The 21,082-nt window shown below is 64.8% G+C and carries 23 protein-coding genes; 7 read left to right on the top strand and 16 right to left on the bottom strand.

Annotated features, from left to right (window positions below):
- Positions 1-11 precede the first annotated feature (11 nt).
- The 3 genes from SynA15127_RS00695 to ruvB are packed head-to-tail and all read right to left on the bottom strand — an operon-like array spanning position 12 to position 2,994.
- Positions 12-1,181 carry an amidohydrolase gene (locus SynA15127_RS00695; protein WP_186484613.1) on the bottom strand — a complete coding sequence of 390 codons (1,170 nt, stop codon included), beginning with the start codon at positions 1,179-1,181 and terminating at the stop codon, positions 12-14.
- Complete coding sequence (locus tag SynA15127_RS00690) at positions 1,178-1,951, bottom strand: tetratricopeptide repeat protein (RefSeq protein WP_186484612.1); 774 nt, start codon at positions 1,949-1,951, stop codon at positions 1,178-1,180. Before SynA15127_RS00690 ends, SynA15127_RS00695 begins: the two co-directional genes overlap by 4 nt.
- Positions 1,948-2,994, bottom strand: a complete 1,047-nt coding sequence (ruvB, locus tag SynA15127_RS00685; RefSeq protein WP_186484611.1) for a Holliday junction branch migration DNA helicase RuvB — start codon at positions 2,992-2,994, stop codon at positions 1,948-1,950. Before ruvB ends, SynA15127_RS00690 begins: the two co-directional genes overlap by 4 nt.
- Positions 2,995-3,044: 50 nt before the next feature.
- Here ruvB and smpB point away from each other — a divergent pair, with 50 nt between their 5' ends.
- Positions 3,045-3,545, top strand: a complete 501-nt coding sequence (gene smpB, locus SynA15127_RS00680) for an SsrA-binding protein SmpB (protein WP_186484610.1) — start codon at positions 3,045-3,047, stop codon at positions 3,543-3,545.
- On the opposite strand, the gene SynA15127_RS00675 is transcribed toward smpB, so the two are convergent.
- Entirely contained in the window at positions 3,542-5,677 is a 2,136-nt protein-coding gene (locus SynA15127_RS00675; RefSeq protein ID WP_186484609.1) for a serine/threonine protein kinase, read from the bottom strand. The two genes, smpB and SynA15127_RS00675, sit on opposite strands and share 4 nt — an antisense overlap.
- Before the next feature lie 41 nt (positions 5,678-5,718).
- Here SynA15127_RS00675 and egtB point away from each other — a divergent pair, with 41 nt between their 5' ends.
- Genes egtB through SynA15127_RS00655 form a run of 4 tightly spaced genes read left to right on the top strand, consistent with a single transcriptional unit; the run spans position 5,719 to position 8,571 of the window.
- Positions 5,719-6,885 (top strand): ergothioneine biosynthesis protein EgtB, encoded by a 1,167-nt coding sequence (gene egtB / locus SynA15127_RS00670; RefSeq protein ID WP_186484608.1) that lies wholly within the window; start codon positions 5,719-5,721, stop codon positions 6,883-6,885.
- Complete coding sequence (egtD, locus tag SynA15127_RS00665) at positions 6,882-7,835, top strand: L-histidine N(alpha)-methyltransferase (RefSeq protein ID WP_186484607.1); 954 nt, start codon at positions 6,882-6,884, stop codon at positions 7,833-7,835. Before egtB ends, egtD begins: the two co-directional genes overlap by 4 nt.
- A gap of 20 nt (positions 7,836-7,855) precedes the next feature.
- Positions 7,856-8,092 (top strand): hercynine metabolism small protein, encoded by a 237-nt coding sequence (locus tag SynA15127_RS00660; protein WP_043694245.1) that lies wholly within the window; start codon positions 7,856-7,858, stop codon positions 8,090-8,092.
- Complete coding sequence (locus SynA15127_RS00655) at positions 8,089-8,571, top strand: hercynine metabolism protein (protein ID WP_186484606.1); 483 nt, start codon at positions 8,089-8,091, stop codon at positions 8,569-8,571. The genes SynA15127_RS00660 and SynA15127_RS00655 overlap by 4 nt, the downstream gene beginning before the upstream one ends.
- Before the next feature lie 4 nt (positions 8,572-8,575).
- Here SynA15127_RS00655 and SynA15127_RS00650 read toward each other — a convergent pair whose 3' ends face one another.
- The 7 genes from SynA15127_RS00650 to SynA15127_RS00620 all read right to left on the bottom strand — a co-directional run bounded on the left by SynA15127_RS00650 (position 8,576) and on the right by SynA15127_RS00620 (position 14,910).
- Positions 8,576-8,839, bottom strand: a complete 264-nt coding sequence (locus SynA15127_RS00650; RefSeq protein ID WP_006851112.1) for a hypothetical protein — start codon at positions 8,837-8,839, stop codon at positions 8,576-8,578.
- A 23-nt stretch (positions 8,840-8,862) separates the two neighbouring features.
- Entirely contained in the window at positions 8,863-10,374 is a 1,512-nt protein-coding gene (lysS, locus tag SynA15127_RS00645) for a lysine--tRNA ligase (protein WP_186484605.1), read from the bottom strand.
- A 56-nt stretch (positions 10,375-10,430) separates the two neighbouring features.
- Entirely contained in the window at positions 10,431-11,198 is a 768-nt protein-coding gene (gene rpaB / locus SynA15127_RS00640; RefSeq protein WP_186484604.1) for a response regulator transcription factor RpaB, read from the bottom strand.
- Between the two features lie 103 nt (positions 11,199-11,301).
- Entirely contained in the window at positions 11,302-12,597 is a 1,296-nt protein-coding gene (locus SynA15127_RS00635) for a sugar ABC transporter substrate-binding protein (protein WP_186484603.1), read from the bottom strand.
- Entirely contained in the window at positions 12,594-13,103 is a 510-nt protein-coding gene (locus tag SynA15127_RS00630) for a rod shape-determining protein MreD (RefSeq protein ID WP_186484602.1), read from the bottom strand. Before SynA15127_RS00630 ends, SynA15127_RS00635 begins: the two co-directional genes overlap by 4 nt.
- A 3-nt stretch (positions 13,104-13,106) precedes the next feature.
- A complete protein-coding gene (gene mreC / locus SynA15127_RS00625; protein ID WP_186484601.1) occupies positions 13,107-13,853 on the bottom strand; it encodes a rod shape-determining protein MreC in 747 nt (248 codons plus the stop codon).
- A gap of 4 nt (positions 13,854-13,857) precedes the next feature.
- On the bottom strand, positions 13,858-14,910 hold the full coding sequence (locus SynA15127_RS00620; protein ID WP_186485506.1) for a rod shape-determining protein: 1,053 nt from the start codon (positions 14,908-14,910) through the stop codon (positions 13,858-13,860).
- Between the two features lie 139 nt (positions 14,911-15,049).
- Between SynA15127_RS00620 and SynA15127_RS00615 the strand changes: the two genes are divergently transcribed.
- Positions 15,050-15,430: a single-stranded DNA-binding protein gene (locus tag SynA15127_RS00615; RefSeq protein ID WP_043694217.1), complete on the top strand. Its 381-nt coding sequence runs from the start codon at positions 15,050-15,052 to the stop codon at positions 15,428-15,430.
- A 20-nt stretch (positions 15,431-15,450) separates the two neighbouring features.
- Here the strand turns inward: SynA15127_RS00615 and SynA15127_RS00610 are convergent, their stop codons facing one another.
- Both SynA15127_RS00610 and ahcY read right to left on the bottom strand, forming a co-directional pair.
- The gene (locus SynA15127_RS00610) at positions 15,451-16,110 is read right to left on the bottom strand and encodes a DedA family protein (RefSeq protein WP_186484600.1); all 660 of its coding nucleotides are present in this window, start codon (positions 16,108-16,110) and stop codon (positions 15,451-15,453) included.
- A gap of 63 nt (positions 16,111-16,173) precedes the next feature.
- Positions 16,174-17,604: an adenosylhomocysteinase gene (gene ahcY / locus SynA15127_RS00605; protein ID WP_186484599.1), complete on the bottom strand. Its 1,431-nt coding sequence runs from the start codon at positions 17,602-17,604 to the stop codon at positions 16,174-16,176.
- Positions 17,605-17,626: 22 nt separating this feature from the next.
- On the opposite strand from ahcY, the gene tsaE reads away from it, so the two are divergent.
- The gene (tsaE, locus tag SynA15127_RS00600) at positions 17,627-18,151 is read left to right on the top strand and encodes a tRNA (adenosine(37)-N6)-threonylcarbamoyltransferase complex ATPase subunit type 1 TsaE (protein ID WP_370594008.1); all 525 of its coding nucleotides are present in this window, start codon (positions 17,627-17,629) and stop codon (positions 18,149-18,151) included.
- On the opposite strand, the gene SynA15127_RS00595 is transcribed toward tsaE, so the two are convergent.
- The 3 genes from SynA15127_RS00595 to mutY are packed head-to-tail and all read right to left on the bottom strand — an operon-like array spanning position 18,106 to position 21,034.
- Positions 18,106-19,071 carry a carbohydrate kinase gene (locus SynA15127_RS00595; RefSeq protein WP_186484598.1) on the bottom strand — a complete coding sequence of 322 codons (966 nt, stop codon included), beginning with the start codon at positions 19,069-19,071 and terminating at the stop codon, positions 18,106-18,108. The genes tsaE and SynA15127_RS00595 overlap by 46 nt on opposite strands.
- Complete coding sequence (locus tag SynA15127_RS00590) at positions 19,056-19,889, bottom strand: hypothetical protein (protein ID WP_186484597.1); 834 nt, start codon at positions 19,887-19,889, stop codon at positions 19,056-19,058. Before SynA15127_RS00590 ends, SynA15127_RS00595 begins: the two co-directional genes overlap by 16 nt.
- Positions 19,890-19,912: 23 nt before the next feature.
- Complete coding sequence (gene mutY, locus SynA15127_RS00585; RefSeq protein ID WP_186484596.1) at positions 19,913-21,034, bottom strand: A/G-specific adenine glycosylase; 1,122 nt, start codon at positions 21,032-21,034, stop codon at positions 19,913-19,915.
- Positions 21,035-21,082: the final 48 nt, after the last annotated feature.

Here is a 21,082-nt window from a genome sequence, read left to right as displayed (position 1 = left end):
CATCAGTTTCCTCACGGCGTCTGACGCTCCAGCATCCAGGCCTGCAGCGTTGCCGTCAGCACCTCGATGCCAACCGGCAGTGAGGCCTCGTCCGGATCAAAGCGACAGTGATGCAGGGGTGCACAACCCTGCGGTCCAGCCACCCCGAGCCGAAGCATGGTGCCCGGCACATCCCGCAGCAGTTCGGCGAAATCCTCGGCCCCCAGGGAGGGTTGCTCCACTGCCACAACCCTGGTGCATCCCAGCCTTTCCACGGCGCAGCGCTCCATCAGAGCGGTGAGTTCCGGATCGTTGTGCACCGGCGGCGCAATGCACCGGTACCGCACATCCGCATCTCCGCCGGCGGCTCGGCAGATGCCCTGAACCGTCTCTTCGATCCAGCCCGGCAGCCGCTCGTGCAGAGCCAGATCCAGGCAACGCACCGTACCCAGCAGCCGCACGCGATCCGTGATCACATTGAACGCCCTGCCGCCCTCAATCCGCCCAAAACTGATCACCACCGGCTGCAGCGCATTCAATCGGCGAGCGATCGTCTGCTGCAGCTCCGTCACCACCCTGGCCGCGATCCAGATCGCATCCACCGCCTCATGGGGACGGGCGCCATGGCCCCCCTCCCCGTGCACCGTGATCTCCAGCTCCCCGGCAGCAGCCGTCAGGCAACCGCTGCGGATGCCGACCGATCCGGCCGGCAGGTTCGGCACGACATGCACACCGAACAGAGCATCCAGCCCCTCCACCGCTCCGGCATCGCGCATCCAGACCGCCCCCTGGGCGAGTTCTTCAGCAGGCTGGAACAGCAGGCGCACCCGGGTGGACAGCCCGTCGTCGGCCGCCAGCAAACGGGCCACCCCAAGACCGATGCAGGTGTGCAGATCGTGCCCGCAGGCATGCATCACCCCCTGACGCCGGGAGGCATGAGGCAGCCCGGTGCGTTCCTCCACCGGCAGAGCATCCATGTCAACGCGCAGACCAACGGTGGGGCCGTGGTCCGGACCAAGTTCCGCAAGCACACCCGTGCGGCCGACCGCTTCACGCACACGCCAGCCGGCGCGCCTCAGTTCACCAGCCACCAGAGCAGCGGTCTGGTGTTCTTCACCACTCAGTTCCGGATGGGCATGCAGATGACGCCGCAGCTCGATCAACTCGGGAAGCGCCTCGGGCAACAGATCGAGCACGGTCATCGGCTGTCAAGCGCCAGGAATGCCATCAGATCCGCTATTGGAACAGGGGGCCAGCGCCGGATCTGCAGCAGCCACTCGCCATCCCTGTAGCGGTTGTCCAGACCGGAGGCGGCGGCCCAGTGGCTCTCCGCTTCGCCGGACGCTCCGCGTTGCCACAGCAGAGCGCTGAGGGCAGCACGGGCATCGGCGAACAGCGGATAGCGCCGGATCAATTTGCGCAGCTCCGCCTCGGCCCAGATCTGGTCACCCTCCTGCCAGGCCGCCAGTGCCTCACTGGAACGAGCCATCGCGAATCCCGGCCTGGCCTCTGACGCACGCCCGTAGAGCGAACGGGCTTCGGCCCAGTCCCCTTCGGAGCCACGCACATTGCCCAGGTTGTAGAGGGCGGAGGCCTCCATGGGATCGCGATCCAGAATCCAGAGGTAATCCGCCGCCGCCGCTGACCAGTCCTGCAGGGCCTCTTCCGCGGTGCCCCGATTCAGATGAGGATCGGCTTCCTCAGGGGCCAGGGCGATGGCACGAGTCTGATCGTCAATGGCACCTGTGGTATCACCGAGGGCCAGGCGCACATTGCCGCGGTTGCTGAGGGCGGCGGGATCCTCAGGCAGAACCTCGAGAACGCTGTTCCAAAGCGGCAGCGCCCGCACGAAATCCCCCTCACGGCTGGCGCTCAGAGCCTGCCCGTAGAGCACCTCCCCTTCGAGAGCCACGGCCGGGAACGCACCGAACAGCAGCAGGCTCAGCACCGCCAGCGTCAGCAACGCCTTCATGCAGCCTCCACAGATCCCAGATGCCGGCGAGCGGCATCAGTGACAATGCGACCACGCGGGGTGCGCAGCAGCAGACCCTGCTGCAGGAGGTAAGGCTCGATTACGGCCTCCAGCGTCGCGGGATCCTCGCCAAGAGCCGCCGCGAGCGTCTCAAGACCGACAGGTCCGCCGTCGTGATGTTCCAGCAGCAGGGAGAGAAGCCGGCGGTCGCTGGCATCCAGTCCGCGGTCATCCACCCGGTGCAAGCTGAGAGCCTGACGGACCAGCGGCTCATCCACGGCTTCGCCGGCACCCTGAACCGTGGCCACGTCGCGGACCCGGCGCAGCAGACGGTTGGCGATGCGCGGGGTACCGCGACAGCTGCCGGCGATGCGGGCACAGGCCTGTGGGGTGAGGTTCACCCCCAGCAGACCGGCCGTGCGCGCCACGATCGCTTCGAGATCCTCCTGGCCATAAAACTCCAGGCGCTGAATCAGGCCGAAGCGGTCCCGCAGCGGTGAGCTGAGCGATCCGGCACGGGTGGTGGCCCCCACCAGGGTGAACGGAGGCAGATCAAGGGAGCGGGTGCGTGCAGTGCTTCCCTTGCCGACCGTGAGATCCAGACGACGGTCTTCCATCGCCGGATAGAGCAGCTCCTCCGCCACACGGGTCAGCCGATGGATCTCATCGATGAACAGGAGCTCCCGCGGCTGCAGATTCACCAGCAGCCCGACGATGTCGCGGGGGCGTTCCAGTGCGGGAGCACTGGTGATCCGGCAGCTGACCCCGAGCTCCTCCGCCAGCACCAGCGCCATGGTGGTCTTGCCGAGGCCAGGCGGGCCGTACAGCAGAACGTGATCCAGGGCTTCGCCGCGGCCCATGGCCGCCTGCACTGCAATGCCCAGCACCTGCTTCAGCTCTGGCTGGCCGATGTAATCGCTCAAGCGTCGAGGCCGCAGCCCGTCATCGGGTTTGGCTGCAGCCTCCTCCGGCAGCGGCTTGGCATCGAGCATGGCCTCGCGGCGCGGTGCCCGCCCGCCGGCATTGGAGGAGACGATCGCCATACAGGCAGGGTACCCAGCTCTGGATAGGGTCGGGAGACGGAGGCGTAGGTATGGCGAAAGGCGGGAGCAAGAAAGCCGCGGCGGCAGCGGCACGGGCAGCGGCCAACCGTCTTCTGGCGGACAACCGTCAGGCACGCCATCAATACGAGATTCTGGAAACCCTCGAAACCGGCATCGAACTGGTCGGAACGGAAGTGAAATCGATCCGTGCCGGCAAAGCCAACCTTCGGGACGGCTTCTGCCTGATCCGCAACGGAGAACTGCAGCTGCACAACGTGCACATCTCGCCCCACAGCCATGCGGGCAGTTACTTCAACCACGACCCACTGCGCACCAGACGGCTGCTGGCCCATCGGCGCGAGATCGACAAACTGCGCGGCCAGCTCGATCAGAAGGGACTGACCCTGGTGCCCCTAAACATCCATCTCAAGGGCTCCTGGATCAAGCTCACCATTGGTCTCGGCAAGGGCCGCAAGCTGCACGACAAGCGCGCTGCCGAGAAGGAGAAGCAGAGCAAGAAGGAGGTCCGGGCAGCGATCGCCCGGCTCTAATCCATCAGGTCGAAGTCGTTCTCCTGCATGGGAACGCCAGGGGGCCTGGGAGCAGAGGACGGTGCCTCCGTGGACGGTCTTCCGTCGGACTGGACGGAGGGTGGACGGCCAGGCTGCGGCTGGGGGTTCGGGGCCGCTGGCGTGCTGGGCGTTCCTGTGGCGGGATCAGGGAACGGATTGGGATCAATGGCCGGAAGAGGGGGCCGGCCGGCACGATCGGCCCGGCAGGAGAGCGTCAGCAGACCCGCAGACACCCCTTCGTTGGTGACCAGAACCTGCACAGGTGAGCCCGCCGCCGCCGGCAGGGTGACCACCCTCAGGGGGCCTCGCTGCTTCTCCACCTGACCCTGCGCTCCAAAGATGGTCATCTGCATCAGCGGCGTGCCGTTGATGCCCAGCACCAGATCATGGCCGGCCGGAACGATCACTGAGATCAGTCGGGCGCCGCCCGACGGCACCCGCAGCGACAGATTCGTGGCCGTGCCTGGTTTGGCCGTGACGTTCTCGATCGTCACCTCGGAAAGGCTCTGGATGGCGGCGGCATACCAGAGCTGGCGATAGGGCTCTTCAGGCCTGCGGCCCTGGATATCGCCGGGCAGCAGGTCACGGGCTCCGGCACTGACCAACTGCTCCACCACCGTGCCGTTCACACCCTGACTGACCAGGTCCTGCCGCTGCTTGCGCCAGTCCGTCTCCTTCAGCTGGCCAAGCCTGGAGCGCATCCCTGGCGGGAGCCGCTCGATGCGGGCGAGCCACTCTTCCGCCAGATCATTCCAGACGCGGCGCAGCGGGGCGTCCTCCAGGGAATCGGACGGCAGCCGTCCGCCCCGTTCCGGGAATCGAGCCAGCAGGCTGCTGTCCACCAGCTTGAGAAACCAGGTTCGGTCGACCTGCAAGGCCCGCAGACGACTGAGCAGCTTCTGCCGTTCATCCACCTCCGCCGGCGGCAGACTCATGCCCTGGGAACGACCCACCACATCGCGACTGGTGGAGGGAGCCGTGTCCCGGGAGGCTCCCCGCGACAACACGTACCAGCCGATGGCTGTGCCGGCGATGGCGGAGAGAGCGAGGGCCAGCACCACCGGCCAGAGGCCTCCCTCGGCTCCCTGCTCCCGTGCTTCGGCTCGACTGCGGCGCATGGATGTGGGATCCGCGGCGGGAACAGGGTCAGCCGGGCTCCTGAGCGAAGGCAGATCCGGAGCCGGACGGCCCGCGGCCCGGGGAGCAAGCACCACGGTCCGATCGGCTCGGGCGATGGGGCCGATGCTGTCCGGCATCGACAGCGGCTCGAGCGCGGCCAGCACCTGGGCAGCGTCGGCAAAGCGCCTGTCCGGGTCTTCGAGCAGCAATCGCTCGAGCACGGCTCGAAATTCAGGCTGCAGCTCGAGCTGATCCGGCCATGACCATCCTCCTCCATCCGAGGCGATCAGGCTCTCAGGGGTGCGGCCGCTGAGCAGCACCAGCGCGGTGACCCCGAGGCCATGCAGATCCATCCAGGGCGCGCAGGGTTCCGAACGACCCTGGGCACGGGGGGCATAGCCCGGCGTTGCACCGGCCAGAGGAGCCTCTCCACAGATCTGGACCAGGCCGAAATCCAGCAGCACCGGCAGACCGTCACTGTGACGTCGCAGCAGGTTGCGGGGATTGACATCCCCATGCACCAGACCGCGACCGTTGATCACCGCCAGCAGTGGCAGGGTCTGACGCAGCAGCAGCAGAACCTCCCCTGCACCGAACACCATCTGTCGCTCGCTGCGTTGGCTCAGGATCAGGCTGTAGGCCTCGCCCTCCTGCCAGTCCCGCACCGTCCAGAGGCTGCCGTGAGACTCCAGCAGTTCACCGCAGCGCGGCAGCTGTGGATGCAGCAGAGACTGCAGCCGCGGCCAGATCTGCTGAAACCGCTGGCGGGATTCGGAACTCTGAACCTGGCGGATCACCAGGGGGGTGTCTCCGGCCAGGGTGTCCAGGGCACGCCAAAGCCGACCCTGGATGGGATCGCCCTCGCTCAGGAGGTCTTCCAGGCGGTAACGCTGCGCCAGGACGGTACCGGCACCCAAGGCGCTGGATTCGCTCACAAGCCGACGCTGCTTCAGTGGGCTGGCTGATCGTACCGACGGTTCGGCCGTTGACATTGCCTCTTCTCTTAGGGTCCGGGCCAGCGCATCCCTATCTCGTGCTGCTCGAGACCCTTCTGGAGGTGCGGCGTCGAAGCGAAGCCCTGATCTCACCGCTGGAACCGGAGGATCTGGTTCTCCAGGGCATGGAGGACGCCAGCCCTCCGAAATGGCATCTGGCCCACACCACCTGGTTCTTCGACACCTTTCTGCTGCAGCCGCATCTGCCGGGCCACACCGCCTGCGATCCGCGCTGGAGCTATCAGTTCAATTCCTATTACGAGGCTGTCGGGGAACGGCATCCCCGGCCGCAACGGGGGCTGCTGAGCAGACCCACCATCAGGGAGGTGCTGGCCTGGCGCCGCCGGATCGATCTCGGACTGGAACAACTGCTCGACCGCTCCTGCCTGGAGCTGCATCCGGTGGCTGAACTGGGGCTGCATCACGAACAGCAGCATCAGGAGCTGCTGCTGATGGACCTGTTGGACGGATTCAGCCGTCAGCCGCTTGAACCGACCTACGCAGCGGACGCGGATCTGACCCTTCGGGTGAGCAACGCGGGTTGGCTGACCTGCGATGGGGGACTGATGGAGATCGGTCACAGCGGCACAGGCTTTCATTTCGACAACGAGGGGCCACGACACCGGGTGTGGCTGGAGCCGTTCGAGCTGGCGACGCAACTGGTGAGCAACGCCGACTACCGGGCGTTTGTCGCCGATGGCGGGTATCAGCGACCGGAGCTGTGGATGAGTGAGGGCTGGGGGCTGCGGCAGCGGCTGAACTGGCAGGCCCCGCGTTACTGGCTCGGCAGCGGGGAAGCGGCCGAATGGCAGGACGAATTCACCCTGGCCGGACGCCAACCGCTCGATCCCGCTGCACCGGTCCGTCATCTGAGCTGGTTTGAAGCCGATGCATTCGCCCGTTGGAGCGGGGCCCGTCTGCCGGTTGAAGCGGAATGGGAAGTGGCCGTGACGCAGCACGGCGAGCGAATCGCCGCTGCTCACGACGCTCTCTGGCAGTGGACGGCAAGCCCTTACCGCCCTTACCCGGGCTTCACACCACCGGACGGCGCCATCGGGGAATACAACGGCAAATTCATGAGTTCCCAGTTCGTGCTGCGGGGCAGCTGCTGGCTGACGCCCCACGGCCATGCCCGAGACACTTACAGAAATTTCTTCCCTCCCGCCAGCCGCTGGATGGCGTCGGGAGTGCGCCTGGCCCGATGAGTGTCGAGCTGATTGATCTGCATCCTGCGCCGGCCGACCTGCATCGGCTGGTGGAGGCAGGCCTGGCCCAGCAGCCGAAACAGCTGCCGGCCTGGCTGCTCTACGACGCCGAGGGATCACGGCTGTTCGCCGAGATCTGCGACCAGCCTGAATACACCCTCACCCGCACGGAGATCACCCTGCTCGAACAGCGGGCGCCAGAGATCGCCTCTGCCGTGGGTGAGGGCGTGGTGGTGGAATTCGGGATCGGCAACGCCCGCAAGGTGGATCCATTGCTGACGGCGCTGCGCCCCCCTGCCTTCATCGCCCTGGACATCAGCCGGACGGCTCTGGAGGACTCCCTCAGCGCGTTGGCGGAGGGGCACCGGGACACCCCGATGCTTGGCATCTGCTGCGATCACAGCACTCTGGACGCCCTGCCGCACCATCCCCGCTTGCAGGGAACGCGACGCATCGGTTTTTTCCCAGGCAGCTCGCTGGGGAATTTCCAACCGCAGGATGCCGTCTCCGTTCTGGAACGCTTCCGGCGACTGCTGGCCGGTGGCCCGTTGCTGCTCGGGCTGGACCAACCCCGCGATCCCGGCCTGCTCGAAGCCGCCTACAACGATGCTGCCGGCGTCTCAGCCGCCTTCGCCCGGAATCTGCTGCATCGGCTCAACCGGGAGCTGAACGGAAACGCCCGACCCGAGCAGTTTCACTACAGGGCCCAATGGCAGCCGCAGCAGCAGCGCATTGAGATGGCGCTGGTGAGCCGCTGCAAGCAGACCGTGCAACTCGCGCAGCAGAACTGGGCATTCGCCGAGGGTGAAGCCTGGATCACGGAACACAGCGTCAAATACAGCCCGGAAGCCGCCGCTGAACTGGCCTCCAGAGCGGGCTGGCGGATCCGGCAACGCTGGCATGACCCGCACGACACGCTGTCGCTGCACTGGCTGGAACCGGCAGACTGATCGGTGACCTCGGCAGCGTTATGAAGCAGGACGAACGGCGTGAAGCGATCCGATCCCAGCGCGAGCAACTGATCAGCGAACTCGAAGCGCTCTACATGAGAGCCTTCGATCGCCTCGGGCAACTGGAAGGCGATGTCGGTGAGGTGAAGGCGGCTCAGCTCACGCAGATGATCCTGAACTCCAAGACGCGAGCCATCGAACCGTTGCTCAAAGAGATCGAGAAGCCCCTGATCACCACTCCTGCCGACCAGCCATGAGCACCTGGTTGGAGCAGCTGGAGCGTGAGCTCGACAAGCGTCTGTCGGAGTTTCTCCGCAACAACCCGGTCCAGGACCAGCTGTTTCAGGACCAGCACCAGCAGGATCGGGCCTCAGCCCTGAAGCGGCAGCGACTGCAACTGCAACAGGACGCTGAGGAACAGCGCCGGCAGCTACTGGCACTCGCCGACCAGGTGAGGGACTGGCGGGAGCGGATTCAGCGGGCTGACCAGGCCGGGGCGACGGATCTGGCGGATCGGGCCCGTCGGCACATGGATGAGCTGATGACCCAGGGACGCACCCTCTGGAGTGACCTCGAGAATCTCGGACGCCGCTTTGAGGAAGTGGACGGTCAGCTCAACGCATTGAATCGTCAGCCTGAATCAGCGAACCGGAAGGATCTGGACCGCGACTGGGCTCTGTTCGAAGCGGAACAGGAGCTGAAGCGCATGCGCCGGGACGCAGGCTTCAGCGACTGAAAGCTCAGGCCTTCGGTGCCGGAGGTTCAAGACTGACGCCCTCGGGGGGAGGAGTGGGATCAGGATCGGCGATCAGCATGTGCTGCAGGACGATCTCAGGGCGCTCACTGTCGCGCCAGCGGATCCGATAGGCCGGCATCTTCGTGCCACGGCTGGTGGTCTGCTCCACCGGCTCCATCACCCAACCCCGGCGGGAACGGCCCTGGGGATTGCGCTTGACTACCGCATCGGCGTGTTTGAAGCGAAACCCTACGCGCTCACCACTCATGGGATCTCGACAATGCCACTGTCCTAATTATCCACTGTAGAGGGGCCATCCGCCTTCGCTTCGGGCCTGAGCAGCGGGAAGGCGATCACATCACGGATCGACGGACTGTCAGTGAGCAGCATCACCAGCCGATCGATGCCGATGCCCAGGCCCCCTGTGGGAGGCATTCCCACCTCCAAGGCCTGGACGAAATCCTCATCCAGCCCCTGCGCCTCCAGATCACCGGCCGCCTTGCGGGCCTGCTGGGCTTCCAGCCGCTGACGCTGATCGACGGGATCGATCAACTCGCTGAAGGCATTGGCGGTCTCGCGCCCGACGATGAACAGCTCAAAGCGCTCCACAAGACCGGGTTTGCTGCGGTGCTTGCGGGCCAGCGGGGAGATCTCGATCGGGTAGTCGGTCACGAACGTGGGCTGGATCAGCGTTGTCTCCACCCGTTGTTCGAAGGCCTCGTTCAGAAGACGGCCGATGCTGTCTGCCTTCTCCGGCACCTCGAGCCCCGCCTCTGCCATGGCGGCAGCGGCCTGATCACGGCTGCTGAAGGCGGTGAAGTCCAGACCGGTGGCGTCCTGCACCAGCTCATGCATGGTGGCGCGCCGCCAGGGTGGCGTCAGATCCACGTCCGTGCCCTGATACGTCAGGCGGGTGCCTCCACACACCTGCTCGGTGACCGAGGCGAGCATCGACTCGGTGAGATCCATCATGGTGATGTAGTCGGCGTACGCCTGATACACCTCCACGGACGTGAACTCAGGGTTGTGACGGGTGCTCACCCCTTCGTTCCGGAAGATGCGGCCCAGCTCGTACACACGCTCGAACCCACCCACCACCAGCCGTTTCAAGTGCAGCTCCGTGGCAATCCGGAGGAACAACGGCAGATCCAGAGCGTTGTGATGGGTGATGAACGGGCGGGCATCCGCTCCCCCGGCCTCCGACTGCAGCACCGGCGTCTCGATCTCGAGGAACTGACGCTCGTCCAGCCAGCGGCGAATGCCGCTCACCGTCAGCGCACGGCGTCGGAACGTCTCCCGGGACTGGGGGGACACCACGAGATCCAGATAGCGCTGGCGATAGCGCTTTTCCACATCCGCCAGGCCATGCCACTTGTCGGGCAGCGGTTGCAGCGCCTTGCTGAGCATGCGCCAGTCGCCCACCTTCACCGAGAGTTCCCCGCGATCGGTGCGTCGCAGGATGCCGGTCACCCCTAGCCAGTCGCCGGCATCCACCAGCGAGGTGATCTGCTTGAACCAACCCTCCTGCTGGGCCTCAAGGCAGGCCTTCTCAAGGAACAGCTGAATGGTTCCGGTCTCATCGGCGAGGGTGAAGAAGGCGAGCTTTCCCATCACACGGCGGGTCATCACCCGACCTGCGACGGACACGGTCACATCCCGCTCCTCACCCTTGGGCAGGTCGGCGTGCTCCTGCTGAAGAGCCGCCATCCGATGGCTGGGTTCGAAGGTCAGGGCATAGGGTCCTTGATCCAGCTCCTGAAGGGCTTGCGCCTTCTCCAGGCGGGTGTCACGCAGATCAGACACGACGGCAGGGGCAGACGGGCGCCATCCTGCCCGTCCGCGTCGCTGGTTGTCCCGCCTCAGGCGCTGGCGACGGCTCCCTGATCTCCGAGGCGCTGGGAGGCGTAGCCAATTCCTCGAACCGTGAGAATCAGCTCTGGATTGCGGGGATCGGGTTCGAGTTTGCCCCGCAGTCGCGCCACATACACGTCCACCACCCGAAGATCCGCTGATCGCCTCGGTGGGTAGCCCCACAGCTGCTCAAGGATTTCAGCCCTGGGCACAATCGTGCCCGGCTCCCGGAACAGCAGCTCAAGCAGGCTGAATTCCGTGTAGGTGAGATTCACGCGCTCACCAGCCTGCGTCACCTGACGACGGTTGGTGTCGACCACCAGCTCTCCGACCCGCAGAATGCCCTGACCCGTCGGCATTTCGCGGGTCTCAACGACGGCAGCACCACGACCGACCCGTCGCAGAATGGTGGCGATCCGCGCCTCCAGCTCCTTCGGACTGAAGGGTTTCGGGAGGTAATCGTCAGCGCCCAGATCGAGGCCGGCAACGCGTTCCGAAATCGCCTCAACCGCTGAGAGAAAAATAATCGGAACGCATGATTCAGCGCGCAGACGCCGACAGACAGCAAAGCCATCCAGCTTGGGGAGCATCACATCAAGCACCACCAGATCCGGTGCTTCACGGTGAAACAGCTCTAACGCCTGTTCTCCGTCTTCAGCACAGACGACGCGGTACCCGGCGAGCTGAAGACGCATCACCAGAACGCGACGGACGGCTGCCTCGTCGTCGACCACAAGCAGTGTGGCCTTCGGTTGCGAGGGCTCTCCGCCCGCCATTGGCTACAGGTGTTAACGCTTGCAACCTTACCGGCAAGAGTGTTGAAACCGACGCAAACAAGCTGTTACAGGAAAGGTTTACGTATTGCCTTAAGAATTGACGTCATGGCCAGCGTGACCGCGAGTAACGATCCCACTCATCGGCAGCCATGGCCAGCGCCGCATCGCTCTCGATCTGGCCCAGCATCGCGCGTTGCAGCTGGGTGTAAACGATCTTCTGCAGCCGTTTGATACCTGGCAGAGCGGGCACCAGAACCCTGGCCTGATCAAGGATCCGGGCGGAGAGCAGACGAGCGGTTCGAATCTGCGCCTGCTCCGCTGTATCGGGCTGCTCCTGGTCGAGGGCCGTGCGCACCTGCTCAAGAGCCTGCTGGGATGAGGGCAGGACCCTGGCCTCCCTGGCGAAACGAGCCTGATTGGCAGCATCGGTCAGAAACAGGGCCAGGGCCACGGCCTCGGCGGGATGTCGGCTCTGGCGCGGAACAGCCAGCGTCATCAGGGCGACATTGGCTGTGCCGTCCTCTCCGGTGAGGGGCGGATGGGGTTCGGTCACGGCCGCCACGCCGGGGGCGTTGGTCTGAATGCTGCGCAGAAATTCCGCCCCGGTGGCGGCGAGAGCCAGATCACCGCTCTGGAAAAGCTCGATCGCCCGTCGCTGGCCCTGACTGACCACCTCTCGCGGCAGCAGACCCTGCCGGTAGAGATCCGTCCAGAAGCGGAAGGCGCGCCGACCGGACGGACTGTTGAACGCAGCTCGCCTCTGCCCGTCGAGCAAGACCACGCCCATCTGCACCAGCGACTCCAGCATCTCGGCGGAGTCATCAGGCACCACGGTGACGAACAATCCATAACGACCGGTCCGTTCCCGGATTCGGCGGGCGAACTCGGGCACCGCATCCCAGCTGGTGGGGGGAGAGTCCAGCCCAGCCTCCTCCAGCAGGCGGCGATTCACCAGGCTGAGCCTGACGGTGAGGTACCAGGGGATGGCGATCTGACCGGCCTCCGGATCCCGGCAGGCCTGCCAGACCGACGGCAGATAGCGCTCCGCTGCACCGGAGGGCAGCAGCGGCGTGAGATCGCTCAACCCTCCCTTGCTGGCCAGATTGGCCGCGAACGGTGGGTTGAGATTCACCACATCCGGGGCGGTGCGTGCGTAGACCGCCGCCAGCAACTTGCGCTCCACAGACCCCCAGGGCAGGTCGGTCCAGCGCACGGGGAGCTGCGGTCGCCGCTGTCGCCAAACCGTCAGCAGATCATCGAAGTAGGGGTTGAACTTGGGGGCCAGCTGGAGAGTCCAGAGATTGAGCTCATCAGCTCGCGAGCCGCCCCGACCGCAGGCGGCCAAGCCAAGGGCTGCGGCTCCGAGCAACAGCTCCCGTCGCGTCACCGGCCCGTTCATGACGTGCCTCTTTTGCGCCACAGCAACAACTGCATCGAGACCAGCATCGGTGCCAGCAGCGCCGTGACAAGGGTCTGACAGAGCAGGGTCTGCAAGCCCCAGCTGCGCATCCAGGGATCAAAGCTCCAGCCCTCCTGGATCACCAGCTGCAATAAATGACTCAGCCCCACCGTCACCGATCCGATCCAGGCCAGCAATCCGAGATTGAGCGTGCGCTGAATCGCGGGGGGTCGTCGGCCCAGTCGCCCCCACCACCAGCCCAGCAGCAGCAGCGCGGGAATCTGACTCACCCCTCCCAGGCTGAGGCCATCCAGCACAAGGCCGAGAGCGATCCCCGCCACGGCGCCCGACACCGGTCCATCCACCAGCGCCCAGGGCAACAGCCAGAGCACGGCCCAGGCCGGAGACACCCCATCGAGTCCGAGCCAGGGCGGGCTGGCAAGACTCAGCACCGGCACCAGCAGAGCTGTGACGACGCAACCCGGTTGACGATGCAGACGGGCCATCGCTCAGTCGATCCGCACCTGAACCCAGTCGATCGCCTCCGGCGCCGCAATCAGCTGAACCACCGCCCTAGGAGCGGGAACTGCACGCTCATCCACGGACTGGATCACGCCGACGGGAACATTCGGAGGCAACAGCGTGCTGGCGGGAGAGGTGCTCACCAAATCGCCGGCCCGCACGTCGAGATCCTTGTCGATGAAGCGCAGCTGGGGACGGTGGGTGCCGAGCCCCACCAACAGTCCATGACGTCTGGAGCGGGGCAGCCAGACCCCCACCTCACTGCCTGGAGCGGTCAGCAGACGAACGCGGGCTGTGGTGGGGGTGACACTCTGAACGCGTCCCACCAGTCCGCCCGGCCCGAGAACGGCATCAGCGTTGCGGATGCCGTTCAAGGATCCCTTACCCAGCTCCAGCTGCTGCCACCAGCCGCGTGGCTGGCGGGAGATCACGGCAGCCGCCACGGTGCTGTCGGCCCCGGTGTTCCTCTGCAGCTCCAGAAGATCACGCAAGCGCTGATTGTCCTGCTCCAGCAGGGACAGACGGGCCTGATCCTCCAGAGAAGCTGCGGATGAGACCCATTCGCGCTGAGCCGGACCAGGCCAGAACGGTCGACTGAACAGGGCATAGGCATCGGCGAAACCCGCTCCCTTGCTCAGTCGCACCATCAGCAGTCCCAGCAGCAGAGCGAGCCATGGGGCGACCCGCCCGAGGGCACGCCAACGGCCGTTACCGGGCCAGAGGGACGCCCCCATCGGATCAGGCGCCAGCCGCGGATCGGACGAATTCCGGTGTGTCGACCACCCGTTGCAGACGCTTCCAATCCTCGAGGACCTGACCGCAACCGTTAACCACACAGAGCAGCGGATCCTCCGCCACATGCACGAAGATCCCGGTTTCGTGGCTGATCAGGTCACTGATGCCGCGCACGAGTGCTCCGCCCCCGGCCAGCATGATGCCGCGATCGACGATGTCAGCGGCCAGTTCCGGTGGCGTGCGCTCGAGAGTCCGCTTCACGGCCTCGACGATCACGTTGAGAGGCTCAGCGATCGCCTCACGCAGATCACCCGCCTTGAGGTTGATGGTGCGGGGAAGACCGGACAGCAGGTGCAGTCCGCGCACATCCATGGATTCCTGGTCGAAGGCGTCATCGGGGAAGGCGGAGCCGATGCGGATCTTGATGTCCTCGGCGGTGCGCTCACCCACCACCATGTTGTGCACCTTCTTCAGGTAGACGCCGATCGAATCACTGATCTCATCTCCGGCGACGCGGACGGATTCACTCAGCACCGTCCCGCCCAGGCTGAGAACGGCCACCTCGGTGGTGCCACCCCCGATGTCCACGATCATCGTGCCGACCGGTTCGGTGACAGGAAGTCCGGCACCGATGGCAGCGGCCACCGGTTCATCGATCAGATGCACCTCCCGGGCGCCGGCCATGCCGGCCTCACGCACGGCACGCCGCTCAACCCCGGTGACTCCGCTGGGAATCCCCACCACAAGTCGCGGCGCCATGATGCCGCGCCCTTCATTGCCCTTGGTGATGAAGGTCTTGAGCATCTGCTCAGCCGCATCGAAATCCGCGATGACGCCATCCCGCAGCGGACGCACGGCTCGGATGTTGCCGGGGGTCCGGCCCAGCATCAGCTTGGCCTCATCGCCAACGGCCAGGGTGGCTCCACGCTCGAGATCGAGCGCGACGACGGAAGGTTCCTGGAGAACGATGCCGCGGCCGGAAACGTAGATCAGCGTGTTGGCCGTGCCCAGGTCGATGCCGATGTCACGGGACAGCTGAAAACGTCGGAAAAGCACGTCCACGGATCAAGTCGCCGAATCTTAAGGGCGTTCTACGGGTCAGCTTGTGACGGACGCCGGCCACGGTGGAACTCCTTGAAAGCAGCCACCTGAACCGTGGCGCATCATTGTTCTCAAGACTTAGGAGACCTTTTTTATGGGCGTCAATTCCGTCACCCTCGTCGGTCGAGCCGGCCGCGACCCCGAAGTGCGTTACTTCGAATCCGGAAGCATGGTGGCCAACCTCACCCTCGCCGTGAACCGCCGCAGCCGCGACGACGAACCGGACTGGTTCAACCTCGAAATCTGGGGCAAACAGGCCCAGGTCGCCGCGGATTATGTGAAGAGGGGCTCCCAGCTGGGCATCATCGGCAGCTTCAAGCTCGACCGCTGGACGGACCGCAACAGCGGTGAGGAGCGCAGCAAGCCCGTGGTCCGCGTGGACCGACTGGAGCTGCTTGGCTCCAAGCGGGACAACCAGGAGGCTGCCGGCAACTTCGGCGGCAGCCAGGCCTCGGATGAAGAGATTCCCTTCTGATCCGCACCCCGGCGCTGCGGTCAGTCCCCGGACTGCCTGCGGCGCCAGACGCGCAACCCCAGCCAGATCCCACCGGCCAGCACGGCGATCACCAGCAGCAGCTTCACAAGCTTGGAGACGGGATCGATCCAGACCTCAACATTGCTGTACCCCTCACCGAGCACCATGCCGGCGACGGTGAGCAGCAGAGTCCAGATCAGACTGCCGGCGGTGGTCCAGATCAGAAACGGTGCCATCCGCATCATCTCGATTCCGGCGGGAACCGAGATCAGGGTGCGGATCCCTGGCACCAGACGGCCCCAGAACACCAACGCGGTGCCGTAACGCGTGAACCAGCGACGGGAGCGGGTCAGCTCCCCCGGGCTGATGCCGATCCAGCGACCATGGCGGGCCAGCCACTGCTCGATCCGCTCTTCATTGATCAGTCGACCGATGCCGTACCAGGGCAGCGCCCCCAGCACCGTTCCCAGCAGGCCGGCGATCACCACGGGGATCAGCTGCAGCTGGCCCTGCTGCACGTAAAAACCACCCAACGGCATGATCAGCTCCGATGGGATCGGGGGAAAGAGATTCTCCAGGAACATCGCCGCGAAGATCGCGGTGTAGCCCAGCCACTGATTGGCTTCCACAGCCTGTCCGATCAGCTCCGGCAAGCGGGTGATGACATCAGAAAGCCCCATGGAGCCTGCGCGGGATCGCGCAAGTCTTCCATGAGGCAGAGGGGTTGAGGAGCCTGCGGTCGATCAGTAGCGGTAGTGGTCGGGCTTGAACGGACCTTCCACGGGCACGTTGATGTAATCGGCCTGGTCCTTGCTCAGCTCGGTGAGCTTGGCGCCGATGCGGTCGAGGTGCAGACGAGCCACCATCTCATCGAGATGCTTGGGCAGCACATAGACCTCCTTGCCGTATTCGCTCCCTTTGGTGAACAGCTCGATCTGAGCCAGCACCTGGTTGGTGAACGAATTGCTCATCACGAAACTGGGGTGGCCGGTGGCGCAGCCCAGGTTCACCAGACGGCCTTCCGCCAGCAGGATGATCCGATTGCCGCTGGGCAGGGTGATGTGATCCACCTGCGGCTTGATGTTGTCCCACTCGTAGGACTTGAGGGAGGCGACATCGATCTCATTGTCGAAATGGCCGATGTTGCAGACGATCGCCTCGTCCTTCATCTTCAGCAGGTGCTCGTTGCGGATCACCTGGTAATTGCCGGTGGCGGTCACGAAGATGTCCATCTCTTCGACCACGTCCTCGAGACGCACAACGCGGTAACCCTCCATGGCCGCCTGCAAGGCGCAGATGGGATCAACTTCGGCGATGCAGACGGTGGCACCGAGACCGCGCAGGGACTGGGCTGAGCCCTTGCCCACATCGCCGTAACCCATCACCAGCGCCTGTTTGCCGGCCACCATCACATCGGTGGCGCGCTTGATGCTGTCGACGAGCGACTCGCGGCAGCCGTAGAGATTGTCAAACTTGCTCTTGGTGACCGAGTCGTTGACGTTGATGGCAGGGAAGGGCAGCTCCCCGCTCTTCTGCATCTTGTAGAGACGGGCCACACCGGTGGTGGTTTCCTCAGTCACGCCCTGGATCTGCGCCTTGGTGCGGCTGTAGAAGCTGGGATCCTGAGCCAGCTTCTTCTTGATGGAGGCAAACAGGTAGGTCTCCTCCTCATTGGCGGGGTTCTCCAGAACAGTGATGTCCTGCTCCGCCTTGCTGCCCAGCATCACCAGACCGGTGGCATCGCCGCCGTCATCCAGGATCATGTTGGGGGAACCACCATCGCCCCACTCGAGGATGCGATGGGTGTAATCCCAGTACTCTTCAAGGGTTTCACCCTTGACCGCGAACACCGGGATGCTCTGTGCCGCGATGGCGGCAGCCGCATGGTCCTGGGTGGAGAAGATGTTGCAGGAGGCCCAGCGCACCTCGGCACCGAGTTCGACGAGGGTTTCGATCAGACAGGCGGTCTGGATCGTCATGTGGAGAGAACCGGCGATGCGCGCCCCCTTCAGGGGCTTCTCAGTGCCGTATTTCTGACGCAGCGCCATCAGACCGGGCATCTCGGTCTCGGCGATGTCCAGCTCCTTGCGGCCGAACGCTGCCTGGGTGATATCTGCAACGACGCAGTCGGTGCCTAGCTTCAGCTCAGGCGCGGTTGTGGGCGCTGCCACCATGACGTAAGTCTCCCTGGGGAATTTGAATGTGAATCTCTGCGGAGACGCCGAGGCTTCGGGCTCGTCAGGCGCGGACTCTACACAGTGTCTCTGGGAACTTGAGACCCTTGAGACCACTCGAGCCCTCGGGCGGGGGCTGGCACAACGCCTGCCGAAGGGCGCCATTCTTCTCCTTGAGGGTTCTCTGGGCGCAGGCAAGACCTCTCTGGTGCAGGGCCTGGCCCTGGCCTGTGGCATCAGCGAACCGATCACCAGCCCGACCTTCTCGCTGGCTCAGCACTACCCGGACGGCAATCCGCCCCTCGTGCACCTAGATCTCTACCGGCTGGACACCCCCGGATCAGCGGATGAGCTGTTCCTGCAGGAAGAGGAAGAAGCCCGGGCCATGGGAGCCCTGATGGCCGTGGAATGGCCGGAGCGACTCAGGCTGGTGCTCCCTGAGGCCTGGCAGCTGGAACTGGCCTACCAGGGAGAGGGGCGGAAAGCCCGACTCACGCCACCTCATGCCTCGGCGATGAAGGCCTCCACCTCCTGCGCACTGGGTTGAGGATCGATCCCTCCGGCTCCGCTGCAGACCAGAGCACCGCAACCGGCGGCGAAGCGCACCCGGTGCGCAGGGGGAAGATCCCAGCAATGCAACAGGCCCGCCGTGAAGGCATCTCCGGCACCGGTGGTGTCCACCACGTCCGACGGACGGAACGCCGGAAGGCAACCGGAGGCACCCTCCATCCACCAGGTCACCGGCTCGGCTCCATCGGTCACCACCACATCCGGGGCCTGGGGCAACAAACCACTGATCACCTGCGCTTGCGCTGAACCGAAGAACCAGATCGCCTCCTCGCGAGCGAGCTTGATCAGGGCCGCCTGCTCGAGCAACGGCCGGATGGCCGCCACCGCGGAAGGCGGCGGCCCTGCGGACGGATCAGCATCGGCATCCCAGAAGGTGGGTCGCCAGTTCACATCGAGGGCAATCGCCGTGCCCTGGTTCCGGGCCTGGCGTACCGCAGAAAGCAAAGCCGAGGCCGAACCAGGTGCGGCCAGCGGAAGCGTGCCGATCAACAGCCATCGAGCCTGGGGCAAGAGGGCCGGCTCCAGAGCCTGGTCGGCGAAACCAGCCCCTTCATCCCCGGCAAAACCTTGAAACTGGCGTTCGCCATCCCTGGAACGACGCACCAGAACAATGCGGCTGGGACGCTCGGCATCGCGCTGCAACAGCGCAGTATCCAGACCACGCTCAGAAAACAAACTGGAAAACGCCTCCCCAACGGCGTCCTGCCCCAATCGACCGACAAAGGCCACCGGCGTGCCCAAGCGGGCCAAGCCGCAGGCCACGTTCGCTGGCGCACCGCCGAGACGATCGTCCACTGGCAAATCCTCCGCCGGATCACCGCCGGGCGGACCGAGCCGATCGATCAGCGCTTCACCCAGGCAGACCACAGAGCAAGGGGCGGTTATTGCGGATCCCATGGCGACAGATGCATCGCTCTTTGGCGCCAGAAGTCGCCATTGAGCTCATCATCCAAAGCATCCAGCCGAGCACGATGAATGTCACGGAAAGAATCCAGGCCATGGCGTTGGGAGCGGATCCGATCGCTGCTGTCCAATAAGGCCTCCAAAAGGTTGTTGCGATCCGCAAGCGACACCGTGCCTGCACGACAACGGTCGTTCAAAAGTCGAACCACCTCCACGACAGTTCCATCAAGAGAGCGTCGTGGACTGACTCCTGTCGGCGTGGGCAGGGGCTTCAGACCACGCAACGCCTCAGTGGCATTGGCGTGGTGCGCAAGCCAGGCGACCAGATCATCCAGCAGGGATGAACGTCGATAGGAGACCCAGTGGACCGCACAACCAGCGGCCTGCATCTGTTCATCCAGAAAGGCATAACGGAACACCTGTCCCCGCTCCGCATGCTCCGGCCGTCGGTCCCGCTCGATCTGTTCCTGAAGAAACTCCTCATAGGAGGAGGTGCGCATCACATGCCCTTTGAGGTTCTGGAGGTAAAGGCTTGGATAAACCTCTCGAAGCGGTCGCGCCACCAGAACAGCCTCCGCAGAGACCGGCACCAAACCCAACGCCCCTTCTAAGCGCTGCGGGTCCAAACGACAGAGACATTCATGGGACAGCAACAGCACGCTCGGCCAACCCGTTCCCTCCTCCTCCTCCATAACGGCCTCGAGGTCGTCCAACTCCTGACGGCGCAAATGGCGGAATCGAATTCCGCTCTGCTCCAGCAGAGCGTGATTGGCCCCAAGCAGTTCCTGGAACGCTGTAGAGCCCGTTTTCATCGGGCCGGCATGGAGCAATAGCTTCATGAGCGAGCCCGCAGCGCCGCAATGATCTTTGCGTTGGCTGCCGGAAAGGCGTAGTTCCCCAGATCGTCCGGAAGCACCCAACGCACCTGCTGACTGGCCAGGGGTTTCGGCTCTCCGGACAACCAGCGGCAGACATGCACCACGAAGCGCAACCGCTTGTGGCTGTAGGCGTGATCAACGCTGATCAGTTCCTGACCCACCGTCACCTCGATCGCCAGCTCCTCCTGGAGCTCCCGGGTGATACAGGCCTCGATCGTCTCTCCAGGCTCCTGCTTGCCACCGGGGAATTCCCAGAGACCACCCAGCAACCCCTCTTCCAACCGCTGGTCGATCAACACCTCACCTTCGGCGTTGAGCACGACGCCGACGCCGATCACCTGAAATGGAACCGGTTTGCGTTCCTCACTCACAGGCCAGCGACTGGGCTCGCCGGCAGCGTAGGCAGCGCAGTGCCGTTGCCAGGGACACGCGTCACAAAGCGGTTGACGTGGGGTGCACAGGGTTGCCCCGAGATCCATCAAGGCCTGATTGAAATCTCGCGGGCGATGCGGATCGAGAAGCTCATGGCTCCACTGCCAGAAGAGGGCCTGATCCCTGCCGGGAGCTCGGTCGTGGGCCCTGAGGCGAGCCAGAACGCGCCGCACGTTGCCGTCCAGAATCGGCACGGGTGCATTGAAGGCACTCGACAGGATGCTTCCGGCGGTGGTGCGTCCGATCCCCGGCAACGCCATCCATGCCTCGAGATCCCTGGGCCAGGAACGCCCTGAGATCTGCTGAGCCGCCTGATGCAGGCGGCGGGCCCGGGAGTAGTAGCCGAGTCCTTGCCACAACAGACGCACCTGCTCAAGCGATGCCGCCGCCAGAGCCTCCACGGTTGGAAACATGGCCATCCAGCGATGCCAGTAGGGGAGCACCACCGCCAGCTGGGTTTGCTGCAGCATCACCTCAGCGATCCAGATCGGATAGGGATCCAGGGGCTGATCAGGAGCAGGTCGGTCCCCGCACGAGATTCGTTTCCAGGGAATGTCGTGGCGACCGTGGTCGCTCCACCAATTCAGCAGCAACGGCCTGAGCTCCGCATCGCTTGAACGACATCCGTTGCTGCGTGTTGGCGTCATGGACATCAACCGATCCTCGCCAGCGTTCCTTTAAATGTTCAGCACAAG

Source organism: Synechococcus sp. A15-127 (genome assembly GCF_014280215.1).
In the GTDB taxonomy this organism is placed as follows: Bacteria; Cyanobacteriota; Cyanobacteriia; order PCC-6307; family Cyanobiaceae; genus Parasynechococcus.
This window is presented reverse-complemented; position numbering and strand designations above follow the sequence as displayed.

Excerpts from the sequence above, each read along its gene's own strand:
- SynA15127_RS00695 (WP_186484613.1), bottom strand. The coding sequence starts at position 1,181 with ATGACCGTGCTCGATCTGTTGCCCGAGGCGCTTCCCGAGTTGATCGAG.
- SynA15127_RS00690 (WP_186484612.1), bottom strand. The coding sequence starts at position 1,951 with ATGAAGGCGTTGCTGACGCTGGCGGTGCTGAGCCTGCTGCTGTTCGGT.
- ruvB (WP_186484611.1), bottom strand. The coding sequence starts at position 2,994 with ATGGCGATCGTCTCCTCCAATGCCGGCGGGCGGGCACCGCGCCGCGAG.
- smpB (WP_186484610.1), top strand. The coding sequence starts at position 3,045 with ATGGCGAAAGGCGGGAGCAAGAAAGCCGCGGCGGCAGCGGCACGGGCA.
- SynA15127_RS00675 (WP_186484609.1), bottom strand. The coding sequence starts at position 5,677 with ATGTCAACGGCCGAACCGTCGGTACGATCAGCCAGCCCACTGAAGCAG.
- egtD (WP_186484607.1), top strand. The coding sequence starts at position 6,882 with ATGAGTGTCGAGCTGATTGATCTGCATCCTGCGCCGGCCGACCTGCAT.
- SynA15127_RS00660 (WP_043694245.1), top strand. The coding sequence starts at position 7,856 with ATGAAGCAGGACGAACGGCGTGAAGCGATCCGATCCCAGCGCGAGCAA.
- SynA15127_RS00655 (WP_186484606.1), top strand. The coding sequence starts at position 8,089 with ATGAGCACCTGGTTGGAGCAGCTGGAGCGTGAGCTCGACAAGCGTCTG.
- SynA15127_RS00650 (WP_006851112.1), bottom strand. The coding sequence starts at position 8,839 with ATGAGTGGTGAGCGCGTAGGGTTTCGCTTCAAACACGCCGATGCGGTA.
- rpaB (WP_186484604.1), bottom strand. The coding sequence starts at position 11,198 with ATGGCGGGCGGAGAGCCCTCGCAACCGAAGGCCACACTGCTTGTGGTC.
- SynA15127_RS00635 (WP_186484603.1), bottom strand. The coding sequence starts at position 12,597 with ATGAACGGGCCGGTGACGCGACGGGAGCTGTTGCTCGGAGCCGCAGCC.
- SynA15127_RS00630 (WP_186484602.1), bottom strand. The coding sequence starts at position 13,103 with ATGGCCCGTCTGCATCGTCAACCGGGTTGCGTCGTCACAGCTCTGCTG.
- mreC (WP_186484601.1), bottom strand. The coding sequence starts at position 13,853 with ATGGGGGCGTCCCTCTGGCCCGGTAACGGCCGTTGGCGTGCCCTCGGG.
- SynA15127_RS00615 (WP_043694217.1), top strand. The coding sequence starts at position 15,050 with ATGGGCGTCAATTCCGTCACCCTCGTCGGTCGAGCCGGCCGCGACCCC.
- SynA15127_RS00610 (WP_186484600.1), bottom strand. The coding sequence starts at position 16,110 with ATGGGGCTTTCTGATGTCATCACCCGCTTGCCGGAGCTGATCGGACAG.
- ahcY (WP_186484599.1), bottom strand. The coding sequence starts at position 17,604 with ATGGTGGCAGCGCCCACAACCGCGCCTGAGCTGAAGCTAGGCACCGAC.
- SynA15127_RS00595 (WP_186484598.1), bottom strand. The coding sequence starts at position 19,071 with ATGGGATCCGCAATAACCGCCCCTTGCTCTGTGGTCTGCCTGGGTGAA.
- SynA15127_RS00590 (WP_186484597.1), bottom strand. The coding sequence starts at position 19,889 with ATGAAAACGGGCTCTACAGCGTTCCAGGAACTGCTTGGGGCCAATCAC.
- mutY (WP_186484596.1), bottom strand. The coding sequence starts at position 21,034 with ATGACGCCAACACGCAGCAACGGATGTCGTTCAAGCGATGCGGAGCTC.